The organism is Streptomyces sp. NPDC045899 (genome assembly GCF_056431485.1).
The window spans coordinates 117,208-137,139 of sequence record NZ_JBWKKP010000019.1 but is presented as its reverse complement, the minus strand read 5'-3'; the positions used below and the strand labels follow the sequence as shown (position 1 = coordinate 137,139).

Annotated in this window: 18 protein-coding genes; 10 read left to right on the top strand and 8 right to left on the bottom strand. The window is 72.1% G+C overall.

Features of this window, described 5'->3' with window-relative positions:
• Nucleotides 1-178: 178 nt before the first annotated feature.
• The 6 genes from AC07FT_RS26015 to AC07FT_RS25990 all read left to right on the top strand — a co-directional run bounded on the left by AC07FT_RS26015 (nt 179) and on the right by AC07FT_RS25990 (nt 7,200).
• Nucleotides 179-976 (top strand): MIP/aquaporin family protein, encoded by a 798-nt coding sequence (locus AC07FT_RS26015; protein ID WP_254743953.1) that lies wholly within the window; start codon nt 179-181, stop codon nt 974-976.
• 35 nt (nt 977-1,011) lie between these two features.
• A complete protein-coding gene (glpK, locus tag AC07FT_RS26010; RefSeq protein WP_479178291.1) occupies nt 1,012-2,559 on the top strand; it encodes a glycerol kinase GlpK in 1,548 nt (515 codons plus the stop codon).
• A gap of 4 nt (nt 2,560-2,563) precedes the next feature.
• The gene (locus AC07FT_RS26005; protein ID WP_478774362.1) at nt 2,564-4,174 is read left to right on the top strand and encodes a glycerol-3-phosphate dehydrogenase/oxidase; all 1,611 of its coding nucleotides are present in this window, start codon (nt 2,564-2,566) and stop codon (nt 4,172-4,174) included.
• A 261-nt stretch (nt 4,175-4,435) separates the two neighbouring features.
• Nucleotides 4,436-4,906 carry a hypothetical protein gene (locus tag AC07FT_RS26000; protein ID WP_471206104.1) on the top strand — a complete coding sequence of 157 codons (471 nt, stop codon included), beginning with the start codon at nt 4,436-4,438 and terminating at the stop codon, nt 4,904-4,906.
• Nucleotides 4,907-5,031: 125 nt separating this feature from the next.
• Nucleotides 5,032-5,706: a FadR/GntR family transcriptional regulator gene (locus AC07FT_RS25995; RefSeq protein WP_479178290.1), complete on the top strand. Its 675-nt coding sequence runs from the start codon at nt 5,032-5,034 to the stop codon at nt 5,704-5,706.
• A gap of 339 nt (nt 5,707-6,045) precedes the next feature.
• Nucleotides 6,046-7,200, top strand: a complete 1,155-nt coding sequence (locus AC07FT_RS25990) for a PAC2 family protein (protein ID WP_479178289.1) — start codon at nt 6,046-6,048, stop codon at nt 7,198-7,200.
• A 93-nt stretch (nt 7,201-7,293) separates the two neighbouring features.
• Here the strand turns inward: AC07FT_RS25990 and mshC are convergent, their stop codons facing one another.
• From mshC to AC07FT_RS25970, 4 genes are all read right to left on the bottom strand, one after another.
• Nucleotides 7,294-8,523, bottom strand: coding sequence for a cysteine--1-D-myo-inosityl 2-amino-2-deoxy-alpha-D-glucopyranoside ligase (gene mshC, locus AC07FT_RS25985; RefSeq protein ID WP_479178288.1), 1,230 nt, complete (start codon nt 8,521-8,523; stop codon nt 7,294-7,296).
• 163 nt (nt 8,524-8,686) lie between these two features.
• Nucleotides 8,687-9,547, bottom strand: a complete 861-nt coding sequence (locus AC07FT_RS25980; protein ID WP_479178287.1) for an SCO1664 family protein — start codon at nt 9,545-9,547, stop codon at nt 8,687-8,689.
• Nucleotides 9,511-10,101 (bottom strand): DUF3090 domain-containing protein, encoded by a 591-nt coding sequence (locus AC07FT_RS25975; RefSeq protein ID WP_431773446.1) that lies wholly within the window; start codon nt 10,099-10,101, stop codon nt 9,511-9,513. The genes AC07FT_RS25980 and AC07FT_RS25975 overlap by 37 nt, the downstream gene beginning before the upstream one ends.
• A gap of 147 nt (nt 10,102-10,248) precedes the next feature.
• The gene (locus AC07FT_RS25970) at nt 10,249-10,944 is read right to left on the bottom strand and encodes a histidine phosphatase family protein (protein WP_471206089.1); all 696 of its coding nucleotides are present in this window, start codon (nt 10,942-10,944) and stop codon (nt 10,249-10,251) included.
• A gap of 97 nt (nt 10,945-11,041) precedes the next feature.
• Here AC07FT_RS25970 and corA point away from each other — a divergent pair, with 97 nt between their 5' ends.
• The gene (corA, locus tag AC07FT_RS25965; protein ID WP_254743963.1) at nt 11,042-12,034 is read left to right on the top strand and encodes a magnesium/cobalt transporter CorA; all 993 of its coding nucleotides are present in this window, start codon (nt 11,042-11,044) and stop codon (nt 12,032-12,034) included.
• A 37-nt stretch (nt 12,035-12,071) separates the two neighbouring features.
• On the opposite strand, the gene AC07FT_RS25960 is transcribed toward corA, so the two are convergent.
• Both AC07FT_RS25960 and AC07FT_RS25955 read right to left on the bottom strand, forming a co-directional pair.
• Entirely contained in the window at nt 12,072-12,869 is a 798-nt protein-coding gene (locus AC07FT_RS25960) for a ferritin-like domain-containing protein (protein ID WP_479178286.1), read from the bottom strand.
• 226 nt (nt 12,870-13,095) lie between these two features.
• Entirely contained in the window at nt 13,096-14,145 is a 1,050-nt protein-coding gene (locus AC07FT_RS25955) for an LLM class F420-dependent oxidoreductase (protein ID WP_471206081.1), read from the bottom strand.
• A 127-nt stretch (nt 14,146-14,272) separates the two neighbouring features.
• Between AC07FT_RS25955 and AC07FT_RS25950 the strand changes: the two genes are divergently transcribed.
• Both AC07FT_RS25950 and AC07FT_RS25945 read left to right on the top strand, forming a co-directional pair.
• Nucleotides 14,273-15,253 carry an aldo/keto reductase gene (locus tag AC07FT_RS25950; protein WP_471206078.1) on the top strand — a complete coding sequence of 327 codons (981 nt, stop codon included), beginning with the start codon at nt 14,273-14,275 and terminating at the stop codon, nt 15,251-15,253.
• Nucleotides 15,250-17,760, top strand: coding sequence for a helix-hairpin-helix domain-containing protein (locus AC07FT_RS25945; RefSeq protein ID WP_479178285.1), 2,511 nt, complete (start codon nt 15,250-15,252; stop codon nt 17,758-17,760). Before AC07FT_RS25950 ends, AC07FT_RS25945 begins: the two co-directional genes overlap by 4 nt.
• A 136-nt stretch (nt 17,761-17,896) precedes the next feature.
• Here the strand turns inward: AC07FT_RS25945 and AC07FT_RS25940 are convergent, their stop codons facing one another.
• Nucleotides 17,897-18,562, bottom strand: a complete 666-nt coding sequence (locus AC07FT_RS25940; RefSeq protein ID WP_254743969.1) for a hypothetical protein — start codon at nt 18,560-18,562, stop codon at nt 17,897-17,899.
• A gap of 47 nt (nt 18,563-18,609) precedes the next feature.
• Between AC07FT_RS25940 and AC07FT_RS25935 the strand changes: the two genes are divergently transcribed.
• The gene (locus AC07FT_RS25935) at nt 18,610-18,798 is read left to right on the top strand and encodes a DUF5703 family protein (RefSeq protein WP_254743971.1); all 189 of its coding nucleotides are present in this window, start codon (nt 18,610-18,612) and stop codon (nt 18,796-18,798) included.
• 144 nt (nt 18,799-18,942) lie between these two features.
• On the opposite strand, the gene AC07FT_RS25930 is transcribed toward AC07FT_RS25935, so the two are convergent.
• Nucleotides 18,943-19,824 carry a chaplin gene (locus AC07FT_RS25930; protein ID WP_479178284.1) on the bottom strand — a complete coding sequence of 294 codons (882 nt, stop codon included), beginning with the start codon at nt 19,822-19,824 and terminating at the stop codon, nt 18,943-18,945.
• Nucleotides 19,825-19,932: the final 108 nt, after the last annotated feature.

Sequence of the window (19,932 nt, the reverse complement as noted above, 5' to 3'; positions counted from 1 at the left end):
CGGGGTCTCCCCTGTGAAGAAAACTGCCGTGCATCGGTCGGCATTGTCGAACACCTAACGACAATATTCGCTATGGTGGACTCGCCGCGGGCCGACCAACGCCCTCACCTGAGGGCGCGGACCACCGGAGGGACCCGGGGGTTCGCCTTCCCCTGGACGAAGGACAAAGGAGTCGCGGGTGTCCAGCTCCGACATCTTCATCGGCGAGACCATCGGTACCGCCGTTCTCATTCTGCTCGGCGGTGGTGTCGTCGCCGGCATCGTCTTGAAGCGTTCCAAGGCGCTCAACGCGGGGTGGCTCGCCATCACCTTCGGGTGGGGTTTCGCCGTGCTCACCGCCGCTTACATATCCGCTCCGCTCTCCGGAGCGCACCTCAACCCGGCCGTGACCCTCGGGCTCGCCCTCACCGACAAGGCCGAGTGGAGCGACGTGCCGTTCTACCTGCTCGGTGAGATGACCGGCGCCTTCCTCGGCGCGATCCTGGTCTGGCTCGCCTACCTCGGCCAGTTCCACGCCCACCTCACCGACCGCGAGATCGTCGGCGGTCCGGGTGCGCAGGACACGGCCGCGGCCGACGTCAAGCAGGCCGCGGGCGGCGCGGGCCCGGTTCTGGGAGTCTTCTCCACCGGCCCGGAGATCCGGAACACGGTGCAGAACCTGCTGACGGAGATCATCGGCACCGTGGTGCTGGTGCTCGCCATCCTCACGCAGGGGCTGAACAACGAGGGCAACGGCCTCGGCCCCATCGGCGTCCTCATCACCGCGCTGGTCGTGGTGGGCATCGGCCTCTCGCTCGGCGGCCCCACCGGATACGCCATCAACCCGGCCCGTGACCTGGGCCCGCGCATCGCCCACGCCCTCCTGCCGCTGCCCAACAAGGGCGGCTCGGACTGGGGCTACGCATGGATCCCGGTCGTCGGCCCGCTCCTCGGCGGTGCCCTCGCGGGCGGTATCTACGAGATCGCCTTCGTCTAGCCCCCACCCCCAGACACGCAGGAGAGCCCCAGAACATGAGCGACACCCACACCACCAGCGCCTCGTCCCACGGTCACGGCCCCTTCATCGCGGCCATCGACCAGGGCACGACCTCCAGCCGCTGCATCGTCTTCGACCGCGACGGACGCATCGTCTCCGTCGACCAGAAGGAGCACGAGCAGATCTTCCCCAAGCCCGGCTGGGTCGAGCACAACGCGACCGAGATCTGGGAGAACGTCCAGGAGGTCGTCACCGGCGCCATCACCAAGGCCGGGATCACCTCCGCCGACGTCAAGGCGATCGGCATCACCAACCAGCGCGAGACCACCCTGCTGTGGGACAAGAACACCGGTGAGCCGGTGCACAACGCGCTCGTCTGGCAGGACACCCGTACCGACGCCCTGTGCCGTGAGCTCGGCCGCAACGTCGGACAGGACCGCTTCCGCCGGGAGACCGGCCTTCCGCTGGCGTCCTACTTCGCGGGCCCGAAGATCCGCTGGCTGCTCGACAACGTCGAGGGGCTGCGGGAGCGCGCCGAGTCCGGCGACATCCTCTTCGGCACCATGGACTCCTGGGTCATCTGGAACCTCACCGGCGGAGTCAACGGCGGTGTGCACGTCACCGACGTCACCAACGCCTCCCGCACCATGCTGATGAACCTGCACTCCCTCGACTGGGACGAGAAGATCCTGGCGTCGATGCAGATCCCGGCCGCGGTGCTGCCGAAGATCCGGTCCTCCGCCGAGGTCTACGGCCGCACGGCCGACGGCGTCCTCGCGGGCGTCCCGGTGGCCTCCGCGCTCGGCGACCAGCAGGCCGCGCTCTTCGGCCAGACCTGCTTCTCCGAGGGTGAGGCCAAGTCCACCTACGGCACCGGCACCTTCCTGCTGATGAACACCGGCGACAAGCCGGTCAACTCCTACAACGGGCTGCTGACCACGGTCGGCTACCGGATCGGCGACCAGAAGACGGTCTACGCCCTCGAGGGATCCATCGCCGTCACCGGTTCGCTGGTGCAGTGGATGCGGGACCAGATGGGTCTGATCAACAGCGCCGCCGAGATCGAGACGCTGGCCAGCTCGGTGGAGGACAACGGCGGTGCCTACTTCGTACCGGCCTTCTCCGGTCTGTTCGCCCCGTACTGGCGCGATGACGCGCGCGGTGTCATCGCGGGTCTGACCCGCTACGTCACCAAGGCGCACATCGCCCGCGCGGTGCTCGAGGCCACGGCCTGGCAGACCCGCGAGATCGTCGACGCGATGACCAAGGACTCCGGTGTGGAGCTCACCGCCCTCAAGGTCGACGGCGGTATGACCTCCAACAACCTGCTGATGCAGACCCTCTCGGACGCCCTGGACGCACCCGTGGTGCGCCCGATGGTCGCCGAGACCACCTGCCTCGGCGCGGCCTACGCAGCCGGCCTGGCCGTCGGCTTCTGGCCCGACACCGAGGCCCTGCGCGCCAACTGGCGCCGGGCCGCGGAATGGACCCCCCGTATGGGCGCGGACGTACGCGACCGCGAGTACAAGAACTGGCTCAAGGCCGTGCAGCGGACCCTGGGCTGGATCGAGGACGAGGAGTAACACAATGACCACCCTGCAGAGCGTTCCGTCGCTCGGAACGCACCCGGCTGTCGGTTCGAACCCGGGCCGCGCCGAAACCCGGGAACAGCTGTCCAAGGCTTCTTATGACCTCCTGGTGATCGGCGGCGGCATCCTGGGCATCACCACTGCCTGGCACGCCGCGCAGTCCGGGCTGCGGGTGGCGATGGTGGACGCCGGCGACTTCGCCGGCGCCACCTCCTCCGCTTCCTCCAAGCTGCTCCACGGCGGCCTGCGCTACCTCCAGACGGGGGCGGTCAAGCTGGTCGCCGAGAACCACTTCGAGCGGCGCGCGGTCTCCCGCACCGTCGCTCCGCACCTGGCCAACCCGCTGACCTTCTACCTGCCGGTGTACAAGGGCGGTCCGCACGGCGCGGCCAAGCTGGGCGCGGGCGTCTTCGCCTACTCCGCGCTCTCCGCCTTCCGGGACGGCGTCGGCCATGTCCTCAGCGCCGAGAAGGCCGCACGTGACGTCCCCGAGCTGCGCACCGAGGGCCTCAAGGCGGTCGCGGTCTACGGCGACGGCCAGATGAACGACAGCCGGATGGCCCTGATGACGGTCCGCGCGGCGGCCGAGGCCGGTGCCACCGTGCTCAACCACGCCGAGGTCACCGGACTGCGGATGACCGACGGCCGGGTCACCGGCGCGGAGCTCAAGGACCGCACCGACGGCACCGAGTTCGGCGTCAACGCCCGGCTGGTGCTCAACGCCACCGGACCGTGGGTGGACCACCTGCGCCGGATGGAGGACCCGGGCGCGGCCCCTTCGATCCGGCTGTCCAAGGGCGCGCACCTGGTGCTCAAGCGCACCGCGCCGTGGAAGGCGGCGCTGGCGACCCCCATCGACAAGTACCGCATCACCTTCGCCCTCCCCTGGGAGGACATGCTGCTGCTCGGCACCACCGACGAGGAGTTCGAGGGCGATCCGGCGGATGTCGCGGTCAACGAGAACGACATCACCCAGATCCTGGACGAGGCCGCCTTCTCCATCCGCGACCAGCAGCTCTCCCGTGATCTGATCACCTATTCCTTCGCGGGCCTGCGGGTGCTGCCCGGTGGCCCCGGCGACACCGCGAAGGCCAAGCGCGAGACCGTGGTCACCGAGGGCAAGGGCGGCATGCTGTCCATAGCCGGCGGCAAGTGGACGACCTTCCGGCACATCGGCCGCACCGTGATGCAGAAGCTGGCCGAGCTGCCCGGCCGCCCGCTCGCGGACGACATGGAGCCGGTCAAGCAGCTGCCCAAGCACATGCCGCTGCCGGGTATCGCCAACCCGCACGCCGTGGAGCACCGCCTGCTGGTGGACGGCGGCACCCCCGGTCCGCGGATGGCCGCGGACACCGCGCGCCACCTGGCCACCCACTACGGGTCGCTGTCCTTCGACATCGCGCGGCTGGCCAGCGCCGACCCGGCGCTCTCGATGCGGATCCACCCGGACGCCCCGGAGATCTGGGCGCAGGTCGTCTACGCCCGCGACCACGAGTGGGCCGAGACGGCGGACGACGTGCTGCGCCGCCGCACCACCCTGACCATCCGCGGTCTCGACTCGGACGACATCCGCGGCCGGGTCGAGGACCTGCTGGGCAAGCGCGCCTGACCCCCGCGGGCCGCTGCCGGTCCGGACGGCCGGGCGGGAGGAGTTTTCCTCCCGCCCGGCCGTCCGGCGTCCGCCTCCTCAACTCAAGTCATGGGCAGGGTAGTTGGGCTTACGAAGGGCCCCGGTCCGGTGGGGTGAAAAATCAGCGGGATCGCTCTTGCCTTCTTCGGTGGCACGCGCATCAATGACAGCGCCCCCTTGTGACGGGCAGTCAGAACGGGTTCCGCTTCACGCACCTCCCCCACACCGGAAGGCACCCCCATGAGACGCATCACGCTCGGGATCAGTACGGCACTGGGCACAGCGGCACTGGCCACCGGGGCGCTCGCCCTGGCGCCGACGGCCTCCGCGGTCGACCCCACGACCGCCACCATCACCGCCGACTGCGGGGCCTTCGGCTCCGGATCGGCGACCCTGGTCGCCACGCAGGACGGCACCTCCGCCACCATCACCCTGTCCTCGTCGGCGGTCAAGGCGCCGCTCGACGTGCCCGCCGGGGCGGTCCGGTCCACCCTGACGCTGTCGAAGAACGGCTCGGGGACCACGACCTTCACCGGCTCCTCCAACCCGGCCATTCCGACCGGCTCCGATGTGTCCACCGGTCCGCTGACCGGCACGGTCGCGGCGGGCGACGTCCTGGAGGCCACATCCCTGAAGCTGGTGGTGTTCGGCTTCATCACGGTGGACTGCACCGCCACGTCGGCGCAGTCGCCGGGGCCGTTCACCTTCTGAGCCCCTTCCGAGTCCCGCGCATCCGGTCCGGTGGTGTTCCCGGCGGGCACCACCGGATCGCTCATGCCATCGCTCACGCCATAATGGATCCCAGAGATCGGATGTTTGCTCCGGGGAGGTCCACCATGGCGGTCACCGACGAGGCGATCGAGAGAATCAAGGACATGATCGTCTCGGGGGCGCTGCGCCCGGGTGACCGGCTGCCCAAGGAGAGCGAGCTCGCCGCCGACCTCGGACTGTCCCGCAACTCGCTGCGCGAGGCGGTGCGCGCGCTGTCACTGATCCGGATCCTCGACGTACGCCAGGGCGACGGCACCTATGTCACCAGTCTGGACCCGCGGTTGCTGCTGGAGGCGCTGAGCTTCGTCGTCGACTTCCACCGGGACGACACGGTGCTGGAGTTCCTCGCGGTGCGCCGGATCCTGGAGCCCGCGGCCACCGCGCTGGCCTGTTCCCGGATCGGCGCCGCCGAGCTGGACGCGCTCACCGCCGAGCTGGACGCGCTGGGACAGGCGCCGTCGGTGGAGGAGCTGGTGGCCTGTGATCTGGCGTTCCACCGCGCCATCGTCCAGGCGTCGGGCAACTCGGTGCTCTGCGCGCTGCTGGACGGCCTCTCCGGCCCCACCACCCGGGCACGGGTGTGGCGCGGGCTGACCCACGAGGACGCCGTGCGCCGCACCCTGCACGAGCACCGGGCGATCCTGGGCGCGCTGCGCGACCGGGACGCGGAGGCGGCGCACTCCTGGGCGACGGTGCACATCGCGAGTGTCGAGCAGTGGCTGCGCACCCATGCCGAATGACGCCTCAGTTCCCTTGACCGGCGGGCGAGTTGGGCGGATCCGTGCCGTGCGGGACGGTCGCCCCTCCGGTGTGTGCGGTGCACGGACGGCCGAAGCCCTCCCAACTCCACGCAATAGAACATCCGATCTTTTTTGGTGGTCCGATGTATAGCGCCGTTGTTCGCATCCCGTCCAGGAATGCGCGGCGGATCAGGGGGTACAGGTCGGATGAATGTGTGTGTCGCGCTGTACGGGGGCTGCGGCGGAGGGCCCGTTAAGCCGTAGGCTTGGTGCGCACGCAATGGAACTGGAACCGAGGGCGGCACCGACCCGTCCGCCCCGGTCGGAAGGAGGCGCTGGGTGATCGAGCTTGAGGGGGTTCCCGAGCTGATCGACCCGGTCATGATCTGTGCCTTCGAGGGCTGGAACGACGCCGGGGACGCGGCCTCCACCGCGGTGGGGCACCTGGACCGGGAGTGGAAGGGCGAGGTCTTCGCCGCTCTCGACGCCGAGGACTACTACGACTTCCAGGTGAACCGTCCCACCGTGGCCCTGGAGTCCGGGGTCCGCAAGATCACCTGGCCGACGACCCGGCTCTCCGTCGTCCGCGCGGACACCGGTGAGAAGACCCGCGATCTGGTGCTGGTGCGCGGTATCGAGCCCAGTATGCGGTGGCGGTCGTTCTGCAACGAGATCCTCGGCTACGCCCATGAGTTGGGCGTGGAGATGGTCGTGATCCTCGGCGCGCTGCTCGGCGACACCCCGCACACCCGGCCGGTACCGGTCAGCGGCGTCACCTCCGATCCGGACCTGGCGCGCAGCCTCGACCTGGAGGAGACCCGCTACGAGGGCCCCACGGGCATCGTCGGCATCCTCCAGGAAGCCTGCACCCACGCCGGTGTTCCGGCCGTGAGCCTCTGGGCGGCCGTACCGCACTACGTCTCGCAGCCGCCGAATCCGAAGGCGACCCTGGCGCTGCTCAACCGTCTGGAGGACCTGATCGGGGTGCGGATCCCGCTCGGCGAGCTGACCGAGGACGCACGGGCCTGGCAGCTGGGCGTGGACCAACTGGCCGCCGAGGACAGCGAGGTGGCGGAGTACGTGCAGTCGCTGGAGGAGGCGCGCGACACCGCGGAGCTGCCGGAGGCGACGGGCGAGGCCATCGCCCGCGAGTTCGAGCGCTATCTGCGGCGGCGGGACGGCCAGCCCGGTCCTGGCGGCCACGCCACCGAGAGCGGAGGTGTCGCGGACGGCCGGGAGGGCCCGGGCACCGGCTCGTACCGGCGGGACTCCGCCGGCGGCCACACACGCCCGCGCAAGCCGTCCCCGAAGGACGATGTGGCCAGGGAGGAGAGCGAGGGCCCGGACGGCGCCGAGAGCGCCGCCGAGAGCTCCGACGGCCCCACCACCGGCACCGGCACCGGCACCGGCACCGGCGGGAACGAGTCCACCGACGCGGACACCGGGGACGGGGACACCGGCGGCGGGGAGGACCGGCCCGGCTCCGACGGCTGACCGCCCCCCGCGCACCGCACGGCGAACGGGCCCGCACCGGACACTTCTTCCGGTGCGGGCCCGTTCCGGTGGGTCAGGGCGGTCAGCGGGCGGTCAGAGCGCCACTCCCAGCAGCGCGTCGACCGCGCGGGAGACCAGGCCGGGCGCTCCCTCGTCCGTACCGCCGGAGGACGACTGGGCGGCGGCCCAGCGGTCCACCGCGGCCAGGGCGGACGGTGCGTCGAGATCGTCCGCCAGCGCCTCGCGGATCTCCTCCACCAGCGCGTCGGCCGACGGTCCGTCCGGCCGCGAGACGGCGGCGCGCCAGCGGTCCAGCCGCTCCCGCGCCTCGCGCAGCACATCGTCCGTCCACTCCCAGTCGGCCCGGTAGTGGTGGGACAGCAGCGCGAGCCGGATGGCCGCCGGGTCCACGCCCTCGCGGCGCAGCGCCGAGACGAAGACCAGGTTGCCCTTGGACTTGGACATCTTCTCGCCGTCCAGGGCGACCATCCCGGCGTGCACGTACGACTGCGCGAACGGCCGCTCTCCGGTGAGGACCTGGGCGTGCGAGGCGCCCATCTCATGGTGCGGGAAGGCGAGATCGGAGCCGCCGCCCTGGACGTCGAAGCCCATGCCGAGGTGGTCCAGGGCGATGGCCACGCACTCGATGTGCCAGCCGGGGCGGCCGCGGCCGAGCGAGGCACCGTCCCAACTCGGCTCGCCCTCGCGGGCGGCCATCCACAGCATCGGGTCGAGGGGGTTCTTCTTGCCGGGGCGCTCGGGGTCGCCACCGCGCTCGGCGGACAGCAGCCGCATCGCCTCGGCGTCCAGCCCGCTGACCGATCCGAAGGAGGGGTCGGACTCCACGGAGAAGTAGATGTCGCCCTCGAGCTCGTAGGCGGCGCCCAGGTCACGCAGCCGCTCCACCAGCGGCACGATGCCCGGTATCGACTCCACGGCGCCGATGTAGTGCTGCGGGGGCAGCATCCGCAGCGCCGTCATGTCCTCGCGGAAGAGCGTCGTCTCGCGCTCGGCGAGCGCGGTCCAGTCGTCGCCGTTGGCCACGGCCCGCTCCAGCAGCGGATCGTCGATGTCGGTGACGTTCTGGACGTAGTGCACCTGCCGCTTGGTGTCGAGCCACACGCGCTGAACGAGGTCGAACGCGTTGTAGGTCGCCGCATGCCCCATGTGGGTGGCGTCGTACGGAGTGATACCGCAGACGTAGATGCGGGCGACGGGGCCGGGGGTCAGGGTGACCGAACCCCCGGTCGCGGTGTCGTGAATCCTCAGGTCGCGGCCTCTGCCAGGCAGGGCGGGAACCTCAGAAGCGGGCCAGGCATACATGCAATGAGCGTAACCGGATGCCAGTTCCGGATACGAACCGGACCAGACCTGTTGGCCGGATAGGCGCTCTTGCGTTCCTTCCCCGAAGATGCTGTACCCCTGTTCGACAGCCGCCACGGGGTACGACGGGGGTACCGCGAGGGGGCCCACCGGCCCGCCGGGTTCAGACCGGCGGCCAGGGGATCGCGGGCCACTGTCCGCTGGGCTCGGGGTGCGCCCCGGTGCGCAGCAGCCCGGCCACCCGGGCCCGCAGCGCCTCGATCTCGGCGGCCGTGATCAGCTCTGCCAGCCGGGCGCACAGCGGTCCGCCGTCGGCCAGCTGCCCGGCCAACCGGCCCAGCACCTCGAGCACATCGTCCGGAAGCGGCTCCCCCGCCCATCCCCACAGCAGGGTGCGCAGCTTGTCCTCGGCGTTGAAGGTCACACCGTGGTCGATCGCGTAGAGCCGCCCTCCGGCGGCGGGCAGCAGATGACCGCCCTTGCGGTCACCGTTGTTGATCACCGCGTCCAGGACGGCCAGCCGGCGCAGCCGTACGTCGTCGGCGTGGACCAGCAGTGCGGTGCGACCCTCCCCCACCTCGGCGAAGCCGACCGCCTTCCAGCCGGGGCCGGGCTCATCGCCCTCGATCAGGGCCAGCAGCTCGGTACCGTCCCCGGCCCCGTCGTCGTCAACGCCCCCGCCGTCGGCCACCTCGACCCACAGCTGGCACATCCCCTGCCCGTACGGACCGTCGCGCAGCACCGTGGGCGGGACCAGCCCCCAGCCGGTGGCCTCGGAAATCTCGTACGCGGCCACCTCGCGCTGGGCGAGCGTGCCGTCCGGGAAGTCCCACAGGGGGCGCTCCCCGGCCACCGGCTTGTAGACGCACGGCGCGCTGTGGCCCCGGTACTCGACCGTGCAGTAGAGCACCGCGTTGGACGCCTCCCGGACCCGGCCGCGCACCGTCAGCTCGCCCAGGGCCAGCAGCTCGGACGGCTCCGGGGGCGTCACGCCCCGCGGCGGTATCCGTTCTGGCGCGGACATACGTGTCCCTCCGGGTCGAGCGGCAGGCTGCACAGCGGGCACGGCGGGCGGCCCGCGTTGACGACGTCCAGGGCGCGCTTGGCGAAGGCGCGGGCCTGGGTGCCGGTGAGCCGGACCCGCAGCATGGGCGGCCCGTTCACATCGTCCTGGAGCAGCCGCTCCTCGGCCTCGGCCAGGTCCTCCTCGGACTCGGCCTCCAGCTCGACGAGGGCCTGCGCCTCGACGATCATGCGTTGTTCCTCACCGTCCCAGGCGAGCGCCATGGTGCCGACCCGGAACTCCTCCTCCACGGGGGCTTCCAGCGGCTCGGTGTCGGAGAGTTCGGACGGTGCGACGGCGGGGACCGGGGCGTTTCCGCCGGTGCGCCGGACCACTTCGTCCAGCAGCTCGTCTATCCGCTCGGCCAGCGCGGCGACCTGGGTCTTCTCCAGCGCGACGCTGGTGGTGCGGCCACCGGCGGACGCCTGGAGGAAAAAGGTGCGGCGACCAGGCAGCCCGACCGTACCGGCGACGAAACGGTCCGGCGGGTCATAGAGGAACACCTGACGGGACAACGTCCTGCTCCATTTGGTTCGACTGCTCGGCTGGTTGACTGCTGATTGCTGAATGTCACGACTGCCCGGTCACGGCGGTCACGGCGGGTGTGCGCCGCGGCACCACCCTACTGCGCACGGAGATCACGTCGCTCCCGCCCACGGCGTTCACGGCGCCCCCGCGTCGCCGCCCACCGCCGCGTCCCCGCCCTGGTCACCGGGGGCGTGCTCACGCGGGACCAGCCCCGCGAAGTCGCCGGTGTCCCCGAGCCGCACGAGGAACGGCCGAGTCGGGGTGTAGCGGATCGCGGTGACCGAGCAGGGCTCGACCGAGATGCGCTGGAAGAGGTCGAGGTGGAGTCCGAGGGCGTCGGCGACCAGGGACTTGATGATGTCGCCGTGCGAACACATCAGGTAGACCGCGTCCGGGCCGTGCTCCGCCTCGATCCGGACGTTCCAGTCGCGCACCGCGTCGACCGCCCGCGCCTGCATGGCGCGCATCGACTCACCGCCGGGGAAGGCGGCGGCGGAGGGGTGCTGCTGGACGACGTTCATCAGCGGTTCATCGGCGAGCTCGGCCAGTTTGCGGCCCGACCAGTCGCCGTAGTGGCATTCCCCGATCCGTTCCTCGGTGTGCAGGGGCAGTCCGGGGCGGGCGGTGAGCAGCGGGGCGAGCGTTTCCCGGCAGCGCTGGAGCGGGCTGGTGACGGCGGCGGCGAGCGGCAGCCGCGCCAGCCGTCCGGGCAGCGCCGCGGCCTGTGCGGCGCCGCGCTCGTCGAGGGCGACACCGGGCGTCCAGCCCGCGAGGACACCCGCGGTGTTCGCGGTGGACCGGCCGTGCCGTACGAGGATCAGCATGGGCATGGCTGCCACCCTACGACCCTGGACGGGCACCTCAGCGGGGGTGCTCACGCATCCTCCGCACCACCCCGCTGTGCGTATCGGAGGCGAGGGCGGCAGAATGCCCCGCGTGATCGTGGATTGTGCCATCTACCAGGACGGGCGCCGCACCGAAGGGCCCGCCGACTTCTCCGACGCCCTCGACCAGGCGCGCGCGGCCGGGGACTCCTTCCTCTGGATCGGGCTCCACGAGCCGACCGCGAACGAGTTCGAGCTCGTGACCAGCGAGTTCGGACTGCATCCGCTGGCCGTGGAGGACGCCCTGCACGCCCACCAGAGACCGAAGCTGGAGGTGTACGACGACTCCCTGTTCCTGGTGCTCAAGCCGGTCCGGTACGACGACAAGGCGGGCACCGTCACCGCGGGTGAGCTCATGGTGTTCGTGGGTGACTCCTTCGTGGTGACCGTGCGGCACGGGGAGTCCAATCCGCTCGGCGCGGTGCGGGAGCGGCTGGAGGACGCGCCGGAGGTGCTGCGGCACGGTCCGACGGCGGTGATGTACGCGGTCGCCGACGCGGTCGTGGACCACTACCTCGATGTCGCGGACGAACTCCACGAGGACCTGGACGGACTGGAGACCGATGTCTTCGCGCCGGACAGTGTGGCCGGGCACAACACGGCGGGGCGGATCTACGCCTTCAAGCGGGAGGTGCTGGAATTCCGCCGGGCGACAGGTCCGTTGGCCGAGCCGATGACACGGCTCGCGGGTGCCGGGGTGCCGTTCGTCCACGAGGGGTCACGGCCGTTCTTCCGTGACGTCAGCGACCATCTGACCCGGGTGAACGAGCATGTGGAAGGGCTGGACCGGCTGCTGTCGGACATCCTCGCCGCCCATCTCGCGCAGATGGGCGTCCGGCAGAACGACGACATGCGGAAGATCTCGGCGTGGGCGGCGATGGCCGCGGTGCCGACGCTGATCGCCGGGGTCTACGGTATGAACTTCGATGTCATGCCGGAGCTGGAGCAGCCGTGGGGCTATCCGGCGGTGCTGCTGCTGATGGCCGGTGCGATCACGCTGCTGTACCGGATGTTCAAGCGCCGCGGCTGGCTCTGAGCGGCACGGGGTCCGCGGACCCGGTCACGGCCGGGGCTCAGGCGAACTCGGGGGCCTCTGAAGCGCTCGGCGAGGGACCTCCCAGGGCGTTCCGCCGCTCGGGCATCCGCAGGGTGACCATCCGCCGCCAGCCGCCCAGCCGCTCGAAGCCGTACATGGCGCGCACACCCGCCGCCGGCAGCGACGACTTCGCCCTGGACCAGCCCAGGATGCGCCCCATATGGGACATCACGGCGAGGCTGACCGAGCGGTAGACCTCCATCTCGACCAGCGCGCTGTCCCGCAGGGTGCGCTGGATGGTCCGGCCGTACCCGGCGGCGGCCAGCCGCAGCAGCTCCTCGTGGCAGTAGGCGAGGTGGTTCTCCTCGTCATTGGAGATCATCTCCACCGCGCGGCCGAGGACCGGATGGTCGCCGAAACACTTGCGCAGCAGCATCATCTGGGCGGCCGCCCGCTGCTCGGTGACCCTGCTGTGGGCGAGGTAGACGACGATGTCGTGCTCGGTCAGCGGCTCGTCCCGGCGCAGCTTGTCATGGGCCAGACCGATACCGCGCGCCTCCAGCAGCATGGTGTAGTCGGTGTCGCGCGGGACCTCGATGGGTTCCAGGTCACGCTTGCGCAGCAGCGCGTTGAAGATGCGCCCGTGCTTGTCCTCGTCGGCGCCATGCCGGGCGATCTTGGGCGCCAGGGCGCGCTGGCTGTCGGGCACGAGAGCGGCGATCCGGCCGTTCTCCCAGCCGCCCTGGGCCTCGCCGCTGGCCGCGATGGAGCAGAAGAGCCGGAACGCCTCGTCGTTGTCGAGGATCTCCTGGAAGACACTTTTCGCCGAGAGCATCGCCGCCACCTCCGTGCGCTCCGTGCACGACCTCCGCGCAGAAGAAGTCAAATGCCGGGGGTGCACGGCGGCAACAGGTGAGGGGTCCGGCTCGTCCATATGGGCGAATCCGCGGAAGGCGCGCGGGGGCGTAACCACTCGGGCGCGCGGGCGTTGTGCACGGTGACGGCCGTGGCGGGGAAGACCCCCGAGCCCCCACCACGGCCGCAGGACTTCTCCGTCGGCCTCAGGCCACCCCGGCCCGCTCCAGCGCCTCGACGCCCGCCCGCAGACCGGCCAGCCGCTCCTCCAGCGTGAAGCCCGCGGGGGTCAGCGACAGGGTGGTGACCCCGGCCTGGGCGTACGCCTGCATCCGCTCGGCGATGCGCTCGACGGGGCCGATCAGCGAGGTGGAGTCGATCAGCTCGTGGGGCACGGCCGCGGCGGCGCCCGCCTTGTCACCGCTGAGGTACTTCTCCTGGATCTCGGCGGCCTCCTTCTCGTACCCCATGCGCTGCGCCAGCTTGTTGTAGAAGTTCTGCTTGGCGCTGCCCATGCCGCCCACGTAGAGCGCGGTGTACGGACGGAAGTGGTCGGCCAGGCCGCGCACGTCGTCGCCGACGGCCATCGGCACGGTGGGCACCACGTCGAAGCCCTCGAGGTCCTTGCCGGCCTTGGCCCGGCCGGCGCGCAGCGAACCGAGGGTGGTCTCCTCGGCGTGCTCCGGGGCGTAGAACAGCACGAGCGCGCCGTCGGCGATCTCGCCCGTCTGCTCCAGGTTCTTGGGGCCGATGGCGGCGATGTACAGCGGGATCTGCTCGCGGACCGGGTGCACCGTGAGCTTGAGCGCCTTGCCGGGGCCGCCGGGCAGCGGCAGCGTCCAGTTGTCGCCCTCGTGGGTCAGCCGCTCGCGGGACATCGCCTTGCGGATGACCTCGACGTACTCGCGGGTGCGGGCGAGCGGCTTGTCGAACCGCACGCCGTACCAGCCCTCGGAGACCTGCGGACCGGAGACGCCCAGGCCGAGGCGGAAGCGGCCGCCGGAGAGGGTGTCGAGGGTGGCCGCGGTCATCGCCGTCATCGCGGGCGTCCGGGCCGGGATCTGGAAGATGGCGGAGCCGACGTCGATGCGCTCGGTCTGCGCGGCGACCCAGGCGAGCACGGTGGCGGCGTCCGAGCCGTACGCCTCGGCCGCCCAGCAGACCGAGTAACCGAGCCGGTCGGCCTCACGCGCGACCGCGAGGTTGTCCGCGTCCATCCCCGCGCCCCAGTAGCCGAGGTTGATTCCGAGCCTCATACCGCACCTCATACTGATCAGTAACGTCCCTGTTCCGGGGACTCTAGCGCGCGAGGCCGGGATACGGCAGAGGGAGGTTATCCACAGCCCGCCACGGCTCGCATTCCGGCCAGTAATCTCGACGTTCATGGAGCAAAGGCACCTCGGCCGCACGGGCCTGCGCGTCTCCCGGCTCGGGCTCGGCACGCTCACCTGGGGGCGGGACACCGACGAACACGACGCCGCGGACCAGCTCAAGGCGTTCTGGGAGGCGGGCGGCACGCTGGTCGACACCGCGGATGTGTACGCGGACGGCGGCGCCGAATACCTCCTCGGGCAGCTGCTGGAGGGGCTGGTGCCCCGGCGCGACCTCCAGATCGCCACGAAGGCGGGCAGCGTGCCCGACCCCGACCGGCGCTTCGACGGTTCGCGCGGCCATCTGCTGGACGCGCTGGACGCCTCGCTGGAGCGGCTGGGCACGGACTATGTCGATCTGTGGCAGGTGCACGCCTTCGACCCGGTGACCCCGCTCGAGGAGACCCTCCAGGCGCTGGACATCGCGGTCAGCAGCGGACGCGCCCGGTACGTGGGCGTCTCCAACTTCTGCGGCTGGCAGCTCGCCAAGGCCGCCACCTGGCAGCTGGCCTCCTCCGGTGCGCACACCCGGCTCGCCAGCACCCAGATGGAGTACTCGCTACTCCAGCGCGGAGTGGAGCGCGAAGTCCTGCCCGCCGCCCTCGACCTGGGCATCGGGCTGCTGCCGTCCTCCCCGCTCGGCCGGGGTGTGCTGACGGGCAAGTACCGCCATATGACCCCCTCGGACTCCCGCGGCGCCTCCGAGCTCGCGGCCTTCGTCGCGCCGTATCTCGACGAGGAGGCGGGCCGTGTCGTCGAGGCGGTCGCCATAGCCGCCGACGGTCTGGCCACCACCCCGCTGGAGGTCGCCCTCGCGTGGGTCCGCGACCGGCCGGGCGTCGCCGCCCCGATCGTCGGCGCGCGCAACGCCCAGCAGCTGAGGGCCGCGTTGTCGGTGGAGACCCTTAGTCTTCCGGACGAGATCTGCCAGGCGCTCGACGATGTGTCGGCGCCCGTGCACCGCTATCCCGATCAGGACTGGAGCACGCTGTGAGTAGCGACCGCCTCGCCGGCGAGGCCGCATCCGCGCCCGAGGAGGCCGACACCGCCCCGCAGGCGGCGCCCGCGCCGGATGCGGATGCCGGGGGCGGTCCGGCCGCCGAGCCCGCCGGGGAGGGCGAAACGTCCGGGGGCCGGGCGGAACCGGCGTCCGCGGACGCTTCCGCGGACGCGGGGGCGGATGCGGAGGGCTCGCCGAGCCAGGCCCGCGAGCCGGTCGACGGCGATGACGACCGCGCGGGGCGGTCGGACACGGACAGCGGGACCGAGGCGTCGGCGGCCGCGGGCTCGCCCGACCCCGCCCGCGAGCGGGGCGGCAACGGAGGCGACATGGGCAGCGGGGACACGGCGAGCGACTCCGCCGGAGAGGCGGAGGCGTCGGTCCCGGCCGCCGGGACCGACGCGCCGAAGGGCGGCTCGCCCGGCGCGGCCGATCCCGGCCCCGAGAGGGGCGGCGGGGGCGGCAAGGGGCGGCGGTCGGCTGCCGCCGAGGCACTCGCGGCCGCGGTGCGAGCCGTGGAGAGCGGTGAGCGGTCAGCCGCGTCGTTCTTCAACGAACCCGCTCCGGCCCGTCGTCCGGCACCCGCCCCGGCCACCCCTGCGGCGCCCCGGCCGCCGCAGCCCCGGCCCGGCCCGGCGGAGTCCACGGTGCGGGCCGCGTCCCGCCCGAGGCGCGGTCCGGACGGCGAGGTTCCGGGAGCCGCCGGTGTCCGGCAGGTGCTCACCGCCGGTGGGGCGCCCGAGACACTGGCCGGGCGGGTGGCCGAGGTGCTCGGCGAGCGGGCGGCCGAGGCGCTGCGGGAAGACCCCTGGCAGCTCCTCGCGGTCCCCGGAGTGCGCCACGACCAGGCCGACGGCTTCGCCCGCGCGCTGCTCGGCCCCGAGTGCCGTCCGGATGACGAGCGCCGGGTGCGGGCACTCACCGGCTGGCTGCTGGAGCGCGCCGCTCTCGAGGGACACACCGCGCTGGAGTCCGGGGCGCTGCGCACCGCGCTCGCCAAGGTGTCCGTGCCCGACCCGGACGAGGCGCTGCGTACGGTGATCGCCGACGGTGAGGTGCTGGTGTTCCAGGACGCGCTGGACGCTCCGGCAGCCGCCCGTCCCGCGGGCGACGGCGAGGAGGACGCCGAACAGCCCGTGCGGATCCTCCTGGGGCTGGACCGCTACGCGCTGGCGGAGGAGAGCCTGGCTGACGGTCTGGCCCGGTTGGCCAGCACCTTCTCCGTACCGGCCGTCCCGGCGGAGCGGTCCGCCGGCGACGAAGCCGCCGACGAGCCGGGGGCGGTCGACGGACCCGCGGCGGCCGACTGGGAGAAGGCCGCCGCGGCCGCTCCGTCCGCCTCCGCCGCCGAGCTGATCCGTACCGTGGCGGCCCACGGCCTGGTCACCCACAGCGGTGGCGAGGCCGCACGCGCCGAACCGGCGGCGCTGGTCGCCGCCGCCCGCGCGATGGGCCTGCGGGCGTACGCCGCGGCGCACAGCGAGGACGGCAGACGGCGGCTGGCCGCGCTGATCGACGCCGACACGGCCGGGGACACGGCACCGTCGGCCGTCACCGTCGCCGGACTGCTGTCCGGCGGCGAGGGCCCCGGCCGCGACGAGGAAGGGGTGCTGGGGCTCGACGTACTGGCCGTGCTGGACACACCGCAACTCGACGTCGAGACGGCGGCGATGCTCGTCGAGTCACTGCCGGACGGCGCACGGCTGGTGTTGAGCGGCGACCCCGGTGTGCTCTGGTCGGCGGGGCCGGGGCGGGTCTTCGCGGATCTGCTGGCGGCCCGCCGCTGCCCGCAGGTCGTCTCCCGCACCCCGGACCCGGGGCCGGTCGGTGAGCTGGTCTCCGGGATCGGCATCGGCGAGCTGAACCAGGTCGAGGCACCGGGCAAGGAGGTCGTGATCGTGCCCGTGCGGGACGCGGGCGAGGCGGTGCACCGCACCGTGCAGCTGGTCGCCGACTCGGTGCCGCGCGCGATCGGCGTGCCGCCGGAGGGGACGCAGGTGATCACTCCGGGCCACGGCGGCGCCGCCGGGACGCGGGCGCTGAACGCGGCGCTCAAGGAACGGCTGAACCCCGGCCCCGGCCGGTTCGGCGGCTTCGACCCGGGCGACCGCGTGGCGTACACCCCGGCCCCGGGCCGTACGGTCCTGGCCACGGTGGTGTCGGCGGAGGCCGACGGGCTGCGGCTGGACTGCGGCGGCACGCCCGTGGTGGTGGCGCGTGAGGATGTCGGTGAACTGCTGCGGCACGGCTGGGCGATCACCGCGCACCAGGCCGCCGGGTCGCGGTGGCCCGCGGCGGTCGTGGTGCTGCCGGGGGACGCTGTGTCGGCTCTGACCCGGTCATGGGTCTACACCGCGTTCAGCCGTGGTGAGCGCCATCTGTCCGTGGTGCACGGCGCGGATGCGGCGCTGCCCCGGGCGGTGGCGGAGATCCCGGTCAAGGACCGCACCACCCGTCTGCGCGCCCTCCTCCAGGCCCAGGTCCCCCCGACGTCTCCCTGACGGCCTCGTCCCCGGGCACCGAGCGGCTTGCCCCGGCCGCGCCGGGCGGGGCGGTGGCGCCGCGCATCATGCGCCGCGCACGGCGGGCCGCCGTGCGCGGCGCCGGGCGCGGCCCGGCGCACAGCGCCGCCGCGGCTCAGCCTCCCGGGCCCAGTACCTCGAGGTCTTCCTCGTCCTCCTCATCGAAGACCGAGCTGACGTCGAAGCGGCAGACCACCTGCTCGGGGTCGGCCTGGTCGAAGGGGGCGGACAGCCACTCCCCCGGTTCGGCGGGCTCCTCGGCTGCCGCCACCCACAGGGTGGAGTCGCCCTCCTCCAGTCCGAACTCCTTGTGCCGGGAGGCGATCTCATCCGGCTCGAACTCGCCGAAGAGCACGCCCAGCGCGGCATGGACGCTCTCGCCGACGGCGGCCGGTTCACCCCCCAGCCTGCCGTTCCCGGCGGCGGAGTCCGGATCGAGATCGGCGATCCGCTGGGCCTGTGCGAGCAGCCGCTGCGGTTCGTTGATCGTGTAGTCCCGCCGGATCAGTACGTTCAGCACGCTCGGCTCGTCCGGCCCGGCGTAGGCGGGCAGGGTGTCGTCCCCGGGGATCTCGAAGGGGGTGACCTCGTCATAGGCGTCGTAGAGCAGCTCGTCATAGACCTCGGCTGCCGCTGCCAGTTCATTGAACGCGGCATACACGGCTGGGTCTGCTTCCCCCGACCGGCGTTCGACAGCGTCGAGGTGACGATCCAGTGCGGCCTTCACCGCTTCGGCGGCGGCGCGTACCTCGGCAGCGGATGGCTGCGCAGCATCAGACATAGTGCAGACGCTATCCGTAGCAGGGCAGTTCCCGCACAATAGATGCGATGCCGGAATATGAATTCTGCGACGTGTATGTCCCGCGCGGGGTCTCCCGCAAGGCGACCACCCGCATACTGACCGACCACGCCGAATACGGACACTGGGAGTTGGATCGCCTCAGGCTCAACCCCGACGGCAGCCGTCGGGTGCGGCTGCGGCGGCGGATCATCCGCCAGCTGCGCGCCACCTGGTAGCGCGCCGGAACGCGGAGCGGGCCCCGCGGTGTCGCGGGGCCCGCCGAGAGTCACACCGCCGTCACACCATGTGGTGCGGCGGTCGGTGAATGACCCGTGCCGTGTGGTGCCTGCTGCGCGCCGTAGCGGTACGGCGCACGCGGGTCAGCGGCGCGCCGCGCGGGCACGACGGTAGAGCACCGTGCCCGCGAGCAGCATCCCGGCGGCGGCCGGAATGGCCAGGTCGACCGGTCCGGCACCGGTGTGGGCCAGCTGCTCGTCACCGGCGACGTGGGAGCCACCGAGGTTCGCGGACGGGTCGGACCCGTCCGTACCGGGCTGGTCCGCGTCATCGCCGGGGTTGTCGTCACCGGGCGTGGTGTCACCCGGGTTGTTGGGCTCGCCCGGGTTGTTCGGCTCACCGGGGTTGTTGGGCTCGCCCGGGTTGTTGGGCTCACCCGGCTCGTTCGGCTCGCCCGGGTTGTTCGGCTCACCCGGCTCATTGGGCTCACCCGGCTCGTTCGGCTCACCCGGCTCGTTCGGCTCACCCGGCTCGTTCGGCTCACCCGGCTCGTTCGGCTCACCCGGCTCGTTCGGAACCGCCTCGACCATGCCGCAGCCGCTGCCGCCGCTGGAGTTGCCGATCGCTGCGACGCCGATGTTGTTCCCGCACACATTGACCGGAACGTTGACCGGAGCCTGGACGTTGTTGCCGGAGACGATGCCGGGCGACCCCTGGGTGCCGCCCTGGGCCTGGGAGCCGCCGGTGGAGCTGGAGCCGCCGGAGCCGCTGCCCGAGCCATCGGTCTGCCCGCCGCAGCTCCCGCCACCGGAGCCGTTCAGCATCCCGATGACGGTGACCGTGTTTCCGCACAGGTTCACCGGCACGTTCACCGGCGCCTGGATCGAGTTGCCCGACACGATCCCCGGCGAGCCCACGGCGCCGCCGTCCGCCCCCGAGCTCGCGTGGGCGTAGCCACCGGTCACGGCCAGCACTCCGCTCGCCGCCGCTACGGTGATCAGGCCCTTCTTCGCAACCTGTCGCATAACTTCTTGCTCCCCTGCCTTTGCCGTCGTCCCAGCCGGGTTGCGCGCGGACGTCCTCCGCCCGCGCCCCCATGCCCGGGCCGCTCCGGAGCGCATGGCACGCCCTCC